General features: G+C 70.7%; 13 protein-coding genes. 8 read left to right on the top strand and 5 right to left on the bottom strand.

The features are described 5' to 3' along the window. Position 1 precedes the first annotated feature (1 nt). Both VZQ01_RS31155 and VZQ01_RS31160 read left to right on the top strand, forming a co-directional pair. Positions 2 to 757, top strand: a complete 756-nt coding sequence (locus tag VZQ01_RS31155; protein ID WP_223781901.1) for an alpha/beta fold hydrolase — start codon at positions 2 to 4, stop codon at positions 755 to 757. 75 nt (positions 758 to 832) lie between these two features. Next, entirely contained in the window at positions 833 to 1636 is an 804-nt protein-coding gene (locus VZQ01_RS31160) for an SGNH/GDSL hydrolase family protein (RefSeq protein ID WP_223745276.1), read from the top strand. 15 nt (positions 1637 to 1651) lie between these two features. On the opposite strand, the gene VZQ01_RS31165 is transcribed toward VZQ01_RS31160, so the two are convergent. Together VZQ01_RS31165 and VZQ01_RS31170 are read right to left on the bottom strand one after the other, a co-directional pair. Continuing rightward, positions 1652 to 2530 carry a GspE/PulE/PilB domain-containing protein gene (locus VZQ01_RS31165; RefSeq protein WP_408889578.1) on the bottom strand — a complete coding sequence of 293 codons (879 nt, stop codon included), beginning with the start codon at positions 2528 to 2530 and terminating at the stop codon, positions 1652 to 1654. Positions 2531 to 2603: 73 nt separating this feature from the next. Next, the gene (locus VZQ01_RS31170; protein WP_141328238.1) at positions 2604 to 2972 is read right to left on the bottom strand and encodes a Spx/MgsR family RNA polymerase-binding regulatory protein; all 369 of its coding nucleotides are present in this window, start codon (positions 2970 to 2972) and stop codon (positions 2604 to 2606) included. Positions 2973 to 3040: 68 nt separating this feature from the next. On the opposite strand from VZQ01_RS31170, the gene VZQ01_RS31175 reads away from it, so the two are divergent. Next, positions 3041 to 4306 carry a right-handed parallel beta-helix repeat-containing protein gene (locus tag VZQ01_RS31175; protein ID WP_267699975.1) on the top strand — a complete coding sequence of 422 codons (1266 nt, stop codon included), beginning with the start codon at positions 3041 to 3043 and terminating at the stop codon, positions 4304 to 4306. A gap of 2 nt (positions 4307 to 4308) precedes the next feature. Here the strand turns inward: VZQ01_RS31175 and VZQ01_RS31180 are convergent, their stop codons facing one another. Further along, positions 4309 to 5199, bottom strand: a complete 891-nt coding sequence (locus tag VZQ01_RS31180) for a LysR family transcriptional regulator (RefSeq protein ID WP_223745279.1) — start codon at positions 5197 to 5199, stop codon at positions 4309 to 4311. A 228-nt stretch (positions 5200 to 5427) separates the two neighbouring features. Here VZQ01_RS31180 and VZQ01_RS31185 point away from each other — a divergent pair, with 228 nt between their 5' ends. From VZQ01_RS31185 to VZQ01_RS31205, 5 genes are all read left to right on the top strand, one after another. Then, positions 5428 to 6081 carry a hypothetical protein gene (locus VZQ01_RS31185; RefSeq protein WP_223745280.1) on the top strand — a complete coding sequence of 218 codons (654 nt, stop codon included), beginning with the start codon at positions 5428 to 5430 and terminating at the stop codon, positions 6079 to 6081. 170 nt (positions 6082 to 6251) lie between these two features. Continuing rightward, positions 6252 to 7538, top strand: a complete 1287-nt coding sequence (locus VZQ01_RS31190) for an SBBP repeat-containing protein (protein ID WP_426745432.1) — start codon at positions 6252 to 6254, stop codon at positions 7536 to 7538. A 155-nt stretch (positions 7539 to 7693) separates the two neighbouring features. Next, on the top strand, positions 7694 to 8407 hold the full coding sequence (rpiA, locus tag VZQ01_RS31195) for a ribose-5-phosphate isomerase RpiA (RefSeq protein ID WP_426745433.1): 714 nt from the start codon (positions 7694 to 7696) through the stop codon (positions 8405 to 8407). Between the two features lie 327 nt (positions 8408 to 8734). Next, positions 8735 to 10348: a DUF1588 domain-containing protein gene (locus VZQ01_RS31200; protein WP_426745434.1), complete on the top strand. Its 1614-nt coding sequence runs from the start codon at positions 8735 to 8737 to the stop codon at positions 10346 to 10348. 5 nt (positions 10349 to 10353) lie between these two features. After that, positions 10354 to 11793, top strand: coding sequence for a DUF1552 domain-containing protein (locus VZQ01_RS31205; RefSeq protein ID WP_426745435.1), 1440 nt, complete (start codon positions 10354 to 10356; stop codon positions 11791 to 11793). A 270-nt stretch (positions 11794 to 12063) separates the two neighbouring features. Here VZQ01_RS31205 and VZQ01_RS31210 read toward each other — a convergent pair whose 3' ends face one another. Both VZQ01_RS31210 and VZQ01_RS31215 read right to left on the bottom strand, forming a co-directional pair. Beyond that, positions 12064 to 13080, bottom strand: a complete 1017-nt coding sequence (locus VZQ01_RS31210; protein ID WP_223745285.1) for a metal-dependent hydrolase — start codon at positions 13078 to 13080, stop codon at positions 12064 to 12066. Positions 13081 to 13183: 103 nt separating this feature from the next. Beyond that, positions 13184 to 14491, bottom strand: a complete 1308-nt coding sequence (locus VZQ01_RS31215) for a pectin acetylesterase-family hydrolase (protein WP_223781906.1) — start codon at positions 14489 to 14491, stop codon at positions 13184 to 13186. Positions 14492 to 14514: the final 23 nt, after the last annotated feature.

Here is a 14514-nt window from a genome sequence, read left to right on the forward strand (position 1 = left end):
GATGCGCTCGGACGTGCAGCTGACAGAGGTGGGGCAAGGCGAGGGGCCGAGGGTGCTCCTGCTGCCCGGCCTGGGGGCGAGAGGCTCCGGCTTCCGCGCGCTCGCCCAGGCGCTGTCACCCCTCTGTCGTCCCGTCCTCGTCGAGTATCCGGAAGGAGCGCATGCGGCGGTGGGCGCGGGCGCGCTCGCGCGACAGGTGGCGCACGCGGCGGGCCCGGTGGACGCGGTGGTGGCCAGCTCCTTCGGTGGGATGGTGGCCGCGCACCTGGCGGCGGCGGGCGTCGCTCGCGGCGTGGCCTTCCTGGGCGCCTTCACGCGCACCACCCACCTGGGGGTGCGTGGCTTGCTCATCGGGATGATGGGCCCCATCGCCGTGTGGGCGCGGCCCGGCGTGGTCGCCGCGGGGCTGGCCGCGTGGAAGCCGGTTCCCTTCGGGCAGGTGGCGGAGGTGGTCCCCACGACGGTGGTGGAGCGCGGCACCACGTGGCATCGCGCGCTCGCCATCCAACGCGAGGCCCACCCGCCCGAGCTGCGACGGCTGGACGTCTCCTGCCTCTGCATCCAGGGGGACAGGGACGTGCTGGTGCCCCCCTCCACCGTGGAGCGACTGCTGCAATCGCTTCCGCCAGGGACGCCGCACCACATGCTGAAGGGAGCGGGGCATGTGCCCTACTTCACCCACCCGGAGGCCTGCGCGGAGCTGCTGGCGCCGTGGCTCGCGAGGTTGACGTCCACCCCGAAGGTGTCGGCGGCGTGAGTCGGGCGGTGGGCCCGGGAGGCGTCGTGAAAGGGAGTGTACCTGACGGCGGTGTGCCGCTAGCGTGCGGCCCGAATGCGGAAGCGCTTCACGGGTTGGTTCGTCGTCCTCGTCGTGTTCTCCACCGGGCTCTCCTGGGCTGCTCCCTCCGGACCGGATGCGGGCCCCGCGTCCGAGGCCGTGCTCGCGGCGCCAGCGTCGCCTGCTGACGCGGCGGCTCCCGCGGCCGAGCGTCCGCGCTCCGTGCTGCTGCTCGGTGACAGCCTCATCGCCACGGGCTTCGGGGACTACCTGCTCGCCCGGCTGGAGGCGCATCCGACGATTCGCGCGTCGCGCCGCGCCCGCTCCTCCACGGGGCTGGCCCGACCGGACTTCTTCGACTGGATGGCCGTGGGCGAGGAGGAGGTGAAGCGCCACCAGCCGGACGTGGTGGTGGTCATCCTCGGGGGCAACGATGGCCAGTCCCTGCTGGAGCGTGATGGCAAGAAGCCCGTCCACTGGGGCAAGCCCGAGTGGGAGGATGCGTACCGTCAGCGCATCGACTCCTTCGCGAGCGTGCTCGCCGCGCCGGGACGGAAGATCATCTGGCTGGAGCTGCCGGCGACGGGGCTCAAGCGCTTCGAGCAGAAGCTGGGCCTCATCCGGGGCCTCCAGCGCGAGGTCATCGGCTCCCGCGCGGACGCGCGCTACGTCGACACGCGCCCGTACTTCACGGACGCCAAGGGCAAGGCCCTGCTCCAGGCGCGCGTCGAGGGCTTCAGGAAGCCGATGAAGCTGCGCATGAGCGACGGCGTGCACTTCACCATCGCGGGCGGGCGCTACTTCGCGAGCAAGGTGTACCCCGAGGTGCTCGACGCGCTGGGCCTGCTCCAGGGGTAGCGCGCCGAACCCTCGTCAGTGCGAGTGGTGTGACGAGCCGGACTCACCGGAGATGGAGGAGCCTCCGCCGGGAATCAGCCGGCGCACCGCGCGCAGGAGCAGCTGCTCGTCGCGGGGATTGGCGAGGAAGCCCCGCGCGCCGAGCTTCCGCGCCCGCTCGAAGCCCTCGTCGTCCGACGTGCCGTGGACGATGAGCGCGCCCTCGATGTGGACCTCGTCGGCCAGCAGTCCCTCCATGGCCTGCAGGGGCGCGAGCACCACGTCGTTGGCGCTGGTGTGGAGGACCTCCAGTGGGGTCGCGACCCGGGCCTGGAAGCCGCTGCGCGCCAGCTGCCGCGAGATGAGCACGGCGGTGACGGGAGGCCAGCCGTAGAGCAGCAGGTGCCCACCGGGGGCGGGCGCGGGCGTGGCGGCGGGCTCGGCGGGCTCCTCGAAGCCGTACAGCTCGGAGAGCGCGCGGGTGATGGCGGGGTCGGAGGCCACGTAGGCCTCGACGCGCGGCTTGCCGGTGACGGCGCGCACGGCGTCCACGGCCTCCAGCGACACGGGGGCGGGCAGGGCGATGTGGAGCACCTCGCGCTCGCCCTGCTCCATGGGCACCAGCTCCACGCGCAGGGGCACCGCGCGATACTGCCGGGCGATGCGCGCGGGCAGCAGGTCCGCCATGCCGCGCTCGGGAGGTTGCAGGTCCAGGTCCACCGCGCCCACGCCGAGCTGCGCCGACAGGCCGCGCAGCACGTCCGCCTCGGTGCACACGCCCTCGCGCACCAGCGCGCGTCCCAGGGGGACATGCGTCTCGTGGTGGTGGACCAGCCCCACCCGGAGCTGGGCGCGGTTGAGCACCCCCATCTCCAGGAGGATTTCTCCGAGCGGACGCCTGGTGCTGGATTCCATGGAGAGGAATCTTCACGCGCGGCCGCGCTTCGCGAGGGACGGGCGCACGTCCGCCCGCCCGGCTGCTCGGCCCTCAACCTCGCTGGGAGAACACGCGCTCCCAGGCCTCCTCCTGGAAGCCCACCAGAACCGCCGAGGGTGTGACGAGCACCGGCCGCTTCACCAGCTTGCCATCGGCGGCGAGCCAGGCCCGCACGTCCGCCTCGCTCGCCGCGTCCACCTTCGCCTTGCCGAGCGCCCGGTAGCTCAGGCCGCTGGTGTTGAGCCACTTGCGCACGGGCAGGCCGCTCTTCGCAATCCACGCGTCCAGCTCGGCGAGGGTGGGGGGCTCGTCCACGATGGGGCGCACGCGAGGGGAGAGGCCCTTCGCCTCCAGCCACTTCAGCGCCTTCTTGCAGGTGGAACAGCCCGAATAGGAGAGCACGAGGAGGTCGTTCGCCATGGCGCGGGCTTCTATCAGCCCGGGCGCGGTTTGCGGCGCGCCTCGGCGCCGTGCTAGCGCGCGAAGCCATGCACCTGTCCGCCTCCGAGTCCGTGAAGCGCCTCTTGTGGGCCGTGGTCCTGGGGTTGTCCTTCGCCGCGTGTTCCTCCACGCCCGAGAAGCCCGGCGTGGTGCCCGGCGGTGAGGACGGAGGGACTCCGGGTGGCGGTGACGGAGGGCCCGTCATCGTGGTCCCTGAAGACGGCGGCACCGTGGTGACGGGGACCCTGGCGGGCACGCTCACCGAGGCGGGCTCTCCCTACCGCGTCGTCGGGGACGCAGAGGGCGTCGTCACCATCCCCAAGGGCCAGGTGCTCACGGTGGAGCCGGGCGTCATCCTCGACTTCAAGGGGCGCCCCGACGTCACGCAAGCCGACGTGGACCCCGGCGCGGCCGACAGCGTGATGAACCACCACGAGGGCCGCGTGGAGGTGCGCGTGTACGGCGGCATCCAGGTGCGCGGCACGGCGGACAAGCCCGTGCTCTTCACCTCCACCAATCCCCACGGCTGGTGGGGGATGAACTTCTTCGGAGACGGCTCGGTGGGCGACGGCGACCCCGTCTTCGAGCACATGGTCTTCGAGAAGGTGAAGAAGAACGACTACAACGGCAACCGCGACCGGACGCGCGGCGCGCTGTGGGCCTACTACCCGGGGCCGGTGACGATTCGCCACGCGGTGTTCCGCGACAACGAGGTGTCCGCCAAGTGCGGCGCGCTGGATTTGATGTTCACCGTGGGCTCGCGCGTGGAGGACTCCCTCTTCGAGAACAACCGCACCCGGGACGTGGACCGCTTCGCGCAGGACGGCACGTCCTCCATGGCGGGCGGCGGGGCGATGTGCGTGACGCACGGGCGTGACTCGGTGGTGCGCGGCAACACCTTCCGCGACAACGTCCTGGAGGCCTACCGGGGCGCCACCGACAGCTCGCTCGCGCAGCGCCCGCTGCTCGCGTGGCCCAACGCGCAGGGCATCTACGACCTGGGCGGCGGCGGGGCACTGCACTACTTCCAGCCGAACAACGACCTGGTGGAGGGCAACGTCTTCGTGGGGAACACCGTGACGCGCGGACCGGCGGCGGCCGTCTACCTGGAGGACGTGGGCACGCGCGGGCTCACCCTGCGCGGCAACCGGTTCGTCGGCAACCGCGCGGGCGCGGGCGCGGTGGTGGTGTGCAACCGCGGCAGCGGCGGCGTGGAGCTGGTGGTGACGGACGACAACGTCTTCAGCGACAACCTGGTGGACGGCCGCGCGGCGACGAACGTGTCGGGCGACTGCACCACGGCGACGAAGTAGCGCTACTGCGGCGGCTCGGTGCCGGTGAGCGCCTTCACCACGCGGCGCGCGGCGCGGCCCAGCCTCACGCCCGCGCGGTGGTGGAGCTTGGGGAGGAAGGCGTGCGTGGAGCCGCTTGCGGGCTTGAGCAGCTTGAGCTCTCCGCGCCGCAGCTCCTTCGACGCGAGGTGCTCGGGCAGCCACCCGTAGCCCAGGCCCTCCAGGATGGCCGCCTTCTTCGCCGCGAAGTCGTTGAGGTGCACCGTGGAGCGCAGCTCCAGCGACACCGTGCTCAACTGCAGCCGGGGGTCCGAGCCACGCACCGTGAGCAGCAGGTGCTCGGACAGCTCTTCCTCACTGATGACGCCGCGACGCCGCCTCGCCAGCGGATGGGAGCGGTGGGCCACGAGCATCGCCTCCAGCTCCGGCAACGCGTAGCTCTTCAGCCCCGGCAGCGCGGGCGGCAGCACCGACACCATGAGGTCCGCGTCGTCCCGCGTGAAGGCCGCCTCCACGCCCGCGAGGAACTCCGACGACACGTGGAAGCGCGTGCCCGCGCCCTCCGCCCTCAGCGCCTTCACTACGCGTAACAGCGGCTCGGCCGGGAAGACGCCGTCGAAGACGATTCGCAACGTGGGCTCCCACCCCGCGCGTATCTCCGCACATGTCGCCTCGAGGTCGCGCTCAACTGCCAACAACTTGCGGCAGTGCTCCAGCACCCGCTCGCCCGCGGCCGTCAACCGGGTGCGGTAGCCCCGCCGGTCCAACAGCTCCAGCTCCGTCTGTCCCTCGAGCGTCCGCAGGGTGTAGAGCACTGCCGTGTGCCCTTTTCCGAGCGCCTGGGCCGCCGCCGCGAAGGTGCCGTGTCGTGCCAATGCGTCCAGTGCCCGGGCCTGTTCGAGGGTGACGTTCATGCCCCGCATTGTGCACGTCCCTGACAGTCATCGCTGACCCACCGTCACAACTGTCACCCTGACGCAACGCGGCTTACTTGTGAGATGCGGCTTGTTCTAGATTCAACGCTCCACTCGACGGAGGGGTTTATGACGGGAAGGCTGAGTTGGGCCCTGGCGGCAGCGGTTGCACTGGGTTCGGCGGGCGCGAGCGCGCAGGAAGTCGCGACGTACAGTGCGCCGACAGGTTTGGAAGTCACCGTCGGACTCGGGTTCCAGGCAGGCGTGGGGTATGTCTACAAGAATGGTCTGCGGCTGAATCAGACCATCGGTGATGTGAAGCTCAGCGACGCGGCCAACGGCGCGGTGCCCGTGGTGGCGGAGGTGGGCTACCGGGTGACGCCGAACTGGTTCATCGGCGCCTACGGCAGCTACACGCACATCTTGACCAAGGAGAATCCGTACTCCTGCTTCGAGGGCTGGGAGTGCGCCGCCTCGCAGCTTCGCTTCGGTCCGCAGGTCCAGTATCACTTCTCGCCCACGGCCTCGTTCGACCCGTTCGTCGGACTGGGCTTCGGCATGGTCATCCTGCGCAACGAGAACTCCGGCCCCACGCAGGTGCAGGGACCCCAGGGCCCGCTCGCGGCGAACCTGAAGCTGAAGAGCAGCACGCGGGGCCCCGAGTTCGCCAACGTCACGGTGGGTGGCAAGTGGCGCTTGGGTCACTCCCTGTCGTTCGGCCCGTTCCTGACGGCGACCGTCGGGCGCTACACGACGCGCTCGGGCGACACCACGCTGACGCTGCCCTCGCCGCTGCCCACCACGACGTCGCCGCTCGGCTACGCGGACGACGGCCCGTACGGGTCGGTCATGCTGGGTGTCCGAGGCAGCTGGAACATCTGAGCTTGTGAAGTGGGGGGCACGCGTCGGCGCGCCCCCGCAAGGACGCGGAGTGCACAACGCTCCGCGTCGCACCTTTCGGACAGGAGGTGCGGAGTCCTTTGCGAGATGCGCCAGGGCCTTCCCCCGCGCCAGAGTACGGGGCGGAACCTTCATCTCGAGAGGAGTCGCCCATGGTTCGGAAGTGGTGGTGTGGCGCAGGTGCGGTCGCGAGCGCGGTGGCCATCCTGGGAGCACCGCTGGCGAGTGCCCAGGCCCTGAACGCACCCGTCTGGCAACGACAGTTCGGAAGCGCCGCGGATGAGCAGGCGCTGGCCGTGGCCTCGGTCGGTGACGCCGTCTATGTCGCGGGGCACACCGGCGGGCAGTTCGGCGAAGCGCCGGCGGCGGGCGGACAGGACGTGTTCGTCGTGAAGCAGGGCACGGACGGCAAGGTGCACTGGGTGCATCAGGTGGGCACGGCGATGAATGACCGGGCGCTCGCGGTGACGGCGGACGCGGCGGGCAACGTCTATGTCGCCGGCTACACCTGGGGCAGCTTCCTGCCGTACGTGAACAAGGGCGGCACGGACTTCTTCGTGCTGAAGCTCAGCGCATCGGGCGTGCTCCAGTGGGTATGGCAGGACGGCACGCAGACGGATGACTTCGCCACGGGCCTGGCCGTCACGCGCACGTCGGGACAGGACGGCCTCTTCCTCGCGGGCTATTCGCTGGGCCGCATCGACGGCACGCCGACGCCGGGCAACTACGACGTGGTGGTGGCGAAGCTCGACACCGGCGGCAATCCGTACTGGATGCGCCAGTTCGGCAGCTCGCGCGGCGACGTGGCCCTGGGCGTGGCGGTGAGCTCGCGCGAGGAGATCTACCTGGCCGGCTACACGCAGGGCAGCCTCGACGGCGTCACGTCCACGAACAACACGGTGGACCTGTTCCTGGCGAAGTACGACGTGGCGGGGAACCAGGCGTGGGTGCGGCAGCTCGGCTCGAACAGTGACGACTACGCCACGGGGGTCGCCGTGGATGCGTCCGGCGCGGCCTACGTCTCCGGCTACACCTTCGGCGCGCTCGACGGGAATGTCCGCGTGGGCACCTACGACGCCGTGCTGGTGAAGTACGACGAGGCGGGCGACAAGCAGTGGACGCGGCAGCTGGGCACCACCACGACGGACTACGCACAGGGCGTGGCGGTGGGGGCTGACGGTCGCGTGCACCTGGTGGGGCACACGTCGGGCGCGCTGGACGGCAACGTCGTGCTGGGTGGCAGCGACGTGTTCGTCAGCTCGTACGACACCGCGGGCAAGCCCCTGGGCACGCGGCAGGTGGGCTCGAGCGCCTCCGACCGGGGCCAGGCGGTGACGGTGGGCGCCGACGGCGGCGTGTACGTCGTGGGCTACTCCTGGGGCAGCCTGCCCGGGAACGTCAACGCGGGCGGCTTCGACGCCACCGTGTTCCGCTTCTAGCCCCATCCGCTCACCACCCGCCAGGTGAGCGCTCGGTGCGGGCCCGTGCGGGCTGCCTCCCACCCTGTCCCCGTGCGGGGTGGGAAGCAGGTTGTCCCTGATGGGCGCGAGGGGGCGTTGTACGTTTCTCTCGCGAGGTGAGGAAGGAGCGGGTGATGGCGGACGACGCGGCCGAGCAGACGGCGCGCTACAAGCGCGAGGCGGCGGAAGCGGCGGTGGAGCGCTTCTTCCATGCGGGCATGCGGGTGGGCCTGGGCTCGGGCAGCACCGCGGCCTTCGTGGTGCGCGCGCTGGCGGCGCGGCGTGAGCGCGGGCTGCTGCTCGATGTGCTCGGCGTCCCCACCTCGCTCGCCACCGAGGCGCTCGCGCGGGAGCTGCGGGTGCCGCTCACCACGCTGGACGCGCAGCCGGTGCTGGACGTCACCCTCGACGGCGCGGACGAAGTCGCTCCGGAGCTGTCCGTCATCAAGGGCGGCGGCGGAGCGCTGCTGCGCGAGAAGATTGTCGCGCAGGCCAGCCGCCGCGTCGTCATCGTCGCGGACGTGGCGAAGCTGTCACCGAGGCTCGGCACGCACTGGCCCGTGCCGGTGGAGGTGCTGCCCTTCGGCTGGCGCTCGCAGTGGCTGTTCCTGGAGTCGCTCGGCGCGCGCGTGACACCGCGCACTCGCGCGGACGGCAGTCCCTTCCACACGGACCAGGGCAACCTCGTGCTCGACTGCGCCTTTGGTCCCATCGACACGCCCGCGTCACTCGCCGCGCGCCTGGACTCGCGCGCGGGCGTCGTGGGGCATGGCCTGTTCCTCAACCTCGTCACGGACCTCGTCGTCGCGGGCCCCTCGGGCGTCGAGCACCGCGTGCGTCCAGGTTGAGTCAATCCCTGTCGCCCGCGCGCGGCGTGCTCGTCCGCTCGGAGCACGAGCCACCCGGTGCGCCGCGTGTGGGTGGTCAGGTGTCGCGTGGGTCCACTCCCACTCCATGCGCGCAGGCTTTGCGCGTGTGGAGCGCGATGTGGACGTAGGCCACTGTCGGGCGAGCGGGAGTGTTTCTCGCGGGCTTGGAAGAGCGTGGAGCGCGGCCCTCACTGAACTCACCAAAAAGTCCGGAGGACGCGACAGGGCGCGCGGTTAGACTCCGCTGCGTTCCGGCGCTTCAAGAGGGGGTTTCCAGGGGCTGCTGGCTCAGAGGGTGCCTTTCGTATGCGAATCATCCGTTACTGCCTCCCCGCGGCGCTGTTGTTGGTGACCGCCTCCTGCTCAGGCAACTCATCCGGCGGAGACCCTCCAGAGGTCACGGAGGCAGCCCCCGCGCGCGTGCGCCGCATCACCCGCGCCGAGTACGACAACAGCGTCTACTCCATCGTGAAGAACCCCTCGCCGGTGCCCATGGCGCAGCTGTTCGCGCCCGAGGACACGCTGTTGGGCTTCACCACGCATGACCGGTTGCAGGTCACGCCGCTGCTCGCGGACCAGCTCGACAGCGCGGCGGAGCGCAACTGGGGGCCCGTCGCCGCCAACAACCTGGCCAGCGAGTACGAGTGCGCCGCGGGGAAGGACGAGGAGGACTGTGCCCGCGCGTTCATCCGCGCGCTGGGAGCCCGCGCCTTCCGGCGCCCCGTGGTGGCCGAGGAGGAGACGGACCTGCTCGAGCTGTGGAAGGCGGTCCGCAAGGACACGAGCCCCAAGGCCGCGGCCGAGTATGTCATCCAGGCCGTGCTGACGTCGGCGTCCTTCCTGTACCGCACGGAGCTGGGTGAGTCCGGCGCGCCCGCCAACCAGGTCGTGTGGCTGACGCAGCAGGAGATCGCCTCCGCGATTTCGTTCGCCATCACCGGCTCGCCGCCGGACGTGGAGCTGACGGCCGCCGCCGCCGCGGGCGTGCTCAAGTCCGCGGACGTGCGCGAGTCGCACGCGCGCCGCCTGCTGAAGACGAAGCAGTCCCAGCAGTACCTGCAGCGCTTCGTCATCGAGTGGCTGGGCCTGTCCGGCCTGGAGAGCCTGAACAAGAACAACCAGGTGTTCCCGGACTTCAGCGTGGCGTTCAAGGACTCAAGCCGCCGGGAGACCTTGACGTTCATCGACCACGTGCTCGCCAACGAGGAGGCGTCCATCAAGACGCTGCTCGGCGCCGACTACACGTTCGCGGACGGGCGCATGTCGCTGTTCTACGGCACGACGCTGACGCCGGATGGCACCATCGGCCGCGTGCCGCTGCCGGCCAACCGCGTGGGCATCCTCACGCACGCCAGCGTGCTGACGACGTACGCGCTGTTCGACTCCAGCTCGCCCATCCGCCGCGGCAAGTTCGTCCTCACGCGCCTTTTGTGCCGCGAGGTGCCGCCGCCGCCGCCGTCCATCATCATCATCCCGCCCGCGGTGGACCCCACCGCCACGACGCGCGCCCGCTTCGCCGCGCACACCAACAACCCGGCCTGCGCGGGCTGCCACCGCGACCTGGACCCCATCGGCTTCGGCATGGAGGACTACGACGGCCTGGGCAAGTACCGCACGGAGGAGAACGGCCTGCCGGTGGACGCGAATGGCTCGGTCGTCACCGAGGACGGGACGCACCCGTTCACCGGCGGCGCCGCGCTCGCGCGCTTCCTGTCGGAGAGCCCGGACGTGGCCAACTGCGTGCCGCTGCAGCTGTTCCGCTACGTCATGGGCCGCGACGAGGACACCGTCGATGCCAGGACGCTGGAGGACATGCGCAGGAGCTTCCGCGCGGACCCGAAGCTGAAGCTGGGCGACGCGCTCGTGGCGCTCGTCCGCTCCCCCTATTTCGTCCACCGGCGCACCACTTCCCCCGAGTAGCCACCATGCTCCGCAATCTCTCCCGACGCTCCCTGCTCCAGGCCCTGGCGGGCTCGACGGCGGCGCTGCCCCTGGCCAACCTGCTCGGCACCACGGACGCGTACGCCCAGGCCACCACGCCGCCTTTGCGCTTCATCGCCATCTTCACCGCCCACGGGTGCCTTCCGGAGTACTGGAACCCGCAGGGTGGGGAGACGGACTTCACGCTCGACTTCCCCAACTCCATGCTGCAGCCGCTCCAGGCCCACCGCTCCAAGCTGCTGGTGCTGGACGGCCTGGACTACCAGGTGCTCTACGAGCACGGCCTGACGGGCCACGAGGGCGGTCCGCTCACGTTCCTCACCGGCAGCAAGGTCAACACCGCCAGCGGTGACGACCTGCCGGAGAACGCCTCGCTGGACCAGGTGCTGGCGGCGCAGATTGGTGGCGCCACGCGCTTCCGCTCCATCCAGCTCAACGCCTGGGAGCAGTTCGGGGGCCAGCACGTCTACAACAGCATCAGCTTCACGCCGAACGGGGGCCGCGTGCCCTTCGAGCGAGACCCGGCGGGCGTCTACCAGCGCCTGTTCGGCAACGCGCCGTCGCCCTCGCAGGACCCGGGCGAGGCGGCGCAGAACACCGCGCGTCGCAAGAGCCTCCTGGACTACCTCATCAAGGACGCCACCCGGTTGAGCAAGCGGCTGGCGGGCGCGGAGAAGCAGAAGCTGGAGACGCACCTGGAGTCGCTGCGCGACATCGAGCGACGGCTGGGCACGCTGAGCACCACGCCCACGCCGGCGCAGCAGGAGCCGCTGCCGGCGGAGGCCGCGTGCAGTGGCGGCACGGCGCCCCCGGCGTTCGACCTGGGCCAGCTCGGCAACCTCGACAACATGCCGACGCTGACCAAGCTGCACCTGGACCTCATCGTCCGGGCCTTCGCGTGTGACCTGACGCGCGTGGCGACGCTGACGATTCCTGGTCCGTCGATGCCCTGGCTCGGCATCCACGAGGACACGCACAACGACCTGGCGCACCGCCTGGACGTGACGGACGAGCCCTTGCGCTCGGACATCCGCGGGAAGATGGTGAAGGTGCAGCGCTGGTATGCCGAGCAGGTGGCGTACCTGATGAACGGCCTGGCCTCGGTGCAGGAGGGTAGCGGCACGGCGCTGGACAACACGCTCATCCTCTGGGGCAACGAGCTGGGGGATGCGTCCGGGCACATGAACGTGCGCGTGCCCACGGTGCTCGCGGGCGGCGCGGGCGGGAAGTTCCGCATGGGCCGCTTCCTGCGGCTGCGTCCGGCGGGCTCCAACCCGCTGAGCAACTGGGGCGGGCCGGGCACGCCGCTGCCGGGCGCCGTCGCGCACAACAAGCTGCTGGTGTCCATCGCCCAGGCCTTCGGGGTGAACGTGAACACCTTCGGCCATCAGGACTTCAAGGGGCCCCTTTCCGGGCTGACCTGACGGTCCCTCCTCGCGGCGGGAAGCACCACCCCGCCGCGAGGCTCTTTCCGGGAGCGAGCGTGCCGCCTCGGTGCGCGAGTCGCGGCCTCCTTCGCCCGGGCGCATGCCTCCGCTGCTTCAACCGGGGCGAGTCACTCGCGCCGCTTCCGCGCGCGAGTCGCGGCCTCCTTCGTCCGAGCATGTGACTGCGCTGCTTCAGTCGGGGCGGGCCACTTGCGCCGCTTCCGCGCGCGAGTCGTGGCCTCCTTCCCCCGAGCGCATGACTCCGCCTCAGTCGGGGCGTGCCTCGCGCGCATCCTCACCACGCCACCGCCGCAAGAGCTCGGACGCGCTCCCTCCGCGCTCCAGCCGCGCGTCCGTCACCTGTCCACCCGCGTCCACGCGCACCACGAACGTGAGCGTCGGCTCGCCGCGCAGGTGGTAGCGCAGGTCGGCGATGCGCACCTCGCGCCCGCCCTCCACCGGCACCACCGTCACCACGGGGAAGCGCGCCCACGCCAGCGCCTCGCGCACGGTGGGGATGGCCTTCAGGTCCGCGGGCAGCACCTCCACCGGCGCCTCCACCCGGCGGTCCTCGCGCGGCTCCCCGAACAGCGACAGCTCCCCCGCCGCGAGCACGTCGCCCGGGAGCCGGGCCACGTACCGCCACGTGCGGAACGACAGCGGGGCAGGGAAGACGCGCACCGCCTGGGCCTCGGGATAGGCCCGGTCCACGCGCCCCGTCAGCACGCCCCACGACACCACCCTCGCGCCGACATACGCCATGGAGCACGCGAGCCCCACCAGCACCGCCTTGCGCCACACCGCCCGCCGCCGCCAGGCCACCACCGCGCCCACGACGAGCGGCAGCGTCACCCACGGGTCCACCACCACCGTCCAGTCCAGGCTCAGCCGCGCGTCCGAGAAGGGCAGCAGCACCCGGGTGCCCCAGCCCGTCCACAAATCCGGCAGCAGGTGCGCGAACACCACCGACACCAGGCTGGTGACCAGCACGGGCGTCCACCGCGCGCCCCGGAACACCGCCCGCGCCACCAGCGTGGCCCCCAGGGCGACGACGGGCGTGAAGAGCAGCGAGTGGGACAACCCCCGGTGCGCGTGCAGCGCCACCGTCACCGCGTCGCCCCGCGCCAGCAGCGTGTCCAGGTCCGGCAGCTCCGCGGCCAGCACGCTCGCCAGCAGCACCGCCCGGTCCGTGGGCGTCGACCGCTCGGGGGCGCCGGGACGCACGTCGGGGCGGCGCAGCGCGCCGATGGCCAGTCCGAGCAGCCCGTGGGTGAGGTTGTCCATGGCGCCTTGGGCCTCTAGCGCCTTTGTCCCTCCAAACACCAGCGGCGGGACGTGGAGTCGCCTCCGCCGCCCCGCCGCCAGTCACCTCACGCCTCGGAAGGGATTACCCGCCGAGCGCGCCGTTGATGAGCGGCGCGACGATGCCCATGCCCGGGTCCTCGGCGTTGTAGCCGTTGGGCGGCTCGTAGATGCGCACGCGCTGGTTGTTGCCCACGAAGCGCTGCAGGAACACGTCCATGCCCACGAACTCGCTGCGGCACGTCCACGACTGCCACGGCGCGGAGATGTACTCGTACCACTTCTTCTTCTCCATCTGCTGGCAGGCGTGCGCGCCGATGAAGGTGATGATGGTGCTGCAGTGGCTGGAGTTGATGGCGCGCTCGTGCGGGATGAAGTAGCTGAAGTTGTTGTACTTGCTCAGCTCCGTCACCAGCGCCGCCTCGTCCGTCTTCCAGTACGCGTGCACGGACTCCTTGTCGTTCGGCGTGTGGAAGCGCTCATAGGAGAAGCGCGAGTAGTTGTAGTCCCGCGTGTAGCCCGTGTACGCCAGCTGGTCATTCGGGAACTCGGTGGCCACCATGCGGTTGATGGTGCCGAAGTCGTTCTGGCTGAACGACGCGGGCAGCAGGCCGAACACGGAGTTCAGGTTCCACGACTCGCGAATCTTGTCGTGCAGGGCGCGCGACTTGAAGTTGGCGTTGGGCGCCAGGAAGATGGGGCCGGAGTCGTTGAGCAGGTAGCCCCGCGCCGGGTTGATGATGCGCCGCGCGAAGTAGTAGCCCGCCGACGTCGCCGTGCCGCCCGCGCTGTAGCCCGTCATCAGGAACTTCTGCACGTTGGGGAACTGCGTCTTCGCGTAGTTCGCCACCGCCAGCGTGTTGGTGTAGCCGTTGTGGTGCCACGTGAGCGGCGGGTTCGCGCCCGTCTGGTCCACGTACGTCTTCACGTTGTTGCCGATGTGCACGTCGCCGGTGCAGTACGGCACGTAGACGATGTTCCAGCCGTTCGTCACCAGGTTCGTCTTGCTGCGGCCCGGCAGGCCCGGGTCCGCGCCGTTGACGAGCGGCGAGACGTACTTCGCCGTGAACTGGGTGATGTAGTCGTCGGCGATGCCGTTGGGGTTCGCCGCGCCCAACAGGCCCGCGCGGCCGCTACAGGTGTCGTAGTCCCAGCACGCGCCGCCGCCCTCGAGCAGCATCAGCAGGTTGGGCGAGTTCGTCTTGTGGATGAAGAACTTGAACTGGGAGCCATTGCCACACTTCGTCCCAGGCAGCTCCACCTTCTGCCAGTTGTAGTTGTTGCCGCCATCCACCAGCACGCTGACGATGGATGAGACGATGACTTCCGAGCGGGCGGCGCTGGGGACCATCAGCGCAGCGACAGCGAGGCACGCCACGAGTACGCGCTTCATGCAGGCTCCTCCGGGTTTGGGGG

Origin of the sequence: Myxococcus faecalis (genome assembly GCF_050039385.1) — a bacterium.
GTDB lineage: Bacteria > Myxococcota > Myxococcia > Myxococcales > Myxococcaceae > Myxococcus > Myxococcus fulvus.

Excerpts from the sequence above, each read along its gene's own strand:
- VZQ01_RS31155 (WP_223781901.1), top strand. The coding sequence starts at position 2 with ATGCGCTCGGACGTGCAGCTGACAGAGGTGGGGCAAGGCGAGGGGCCG.
- VZQ01_RS31160 (WP_223745276.1), top strand. The coding sequence starts at position 833 with ATGCGGAAGCGCTTCACGGGTTGGTTCGTCGTCCTCGTCGTGTTCTCC.
- VZQ01_RS31190 (WP_426745432.1), top strand. The coding sequence starts at position 6,252 with ATGGTTCGGAAGTGGTGGTGTGGCGCAGGTGCGGTCGCGAGCGCGGTG.
- VZQ01_RS31180 (WP_223745279.1), bottom strand. The coding sequence starts at position 5,199 with ATGAACGTCACCCTCGAACAGGCCCGGGCACTGGACGCATTGGCACGA.
- VZQ01_RS31210 (WP_223745285.1), bottom strand. The coding sequence starts at position 13,080 with ATGGACAACCTCACCCACGGGCTGCTCGGACTGGCCATCGGCGCGCTG.
- VZQ01_RS31165 (WP_408889578.1), bottom strand. The coding sequence starts at position 2,530 with ATGGAATCCAGCACCAGGCGTCCGCTCGGAGAAATCCTCCTGGAGATG.
- VZQ01_RS31215 (WP_223781906.1), bottom strand. The coding sequence starts at position 14,491 with ATGAAGCGCGTACTCGTGGCGTGCCTCGCTGTCGCTGCGCTGATGGTC.
- VZQ01_RS31170 (WP_141328238.1), bottom strand. The coding sequence starts at position 2,972 with ATGGCGAACGACCTCCTCGTGCTCTCCTATTCGGGCTGTTCCACCTGC.
- VZQ01_RS31175 (WP_267699975.1), top strand. The coding sequence starts at position 3,041 with ATGCACCTGTCCGCCTCCGAGTCCGTGAAGCGCCTCTTGTGGGCCGTG.
- VZQ01_RS31205 (WP_426745435.1), top strand. The coding sequence starts at position 10,354 with ATGCTCCGCAATCTCTCCCGACGCTCCCTGCTCCAGGCCCTGGCGGGC.
- VZQ01_RS31200 (WP_426745434.1), top strand. The coding sequence starts at position 8,735 with ATGCGAATCATCCGTTACTGCCTCCCCGCGGCGCTGTTGTTGGTGACC.
- rpiA (WP_426745433.1), top strand. The coding sequence starts at position 7,694 with ATGGCGGACGACGCGGCCGAGCAGACGGCGCGCTACAAGCGCGAGGCG.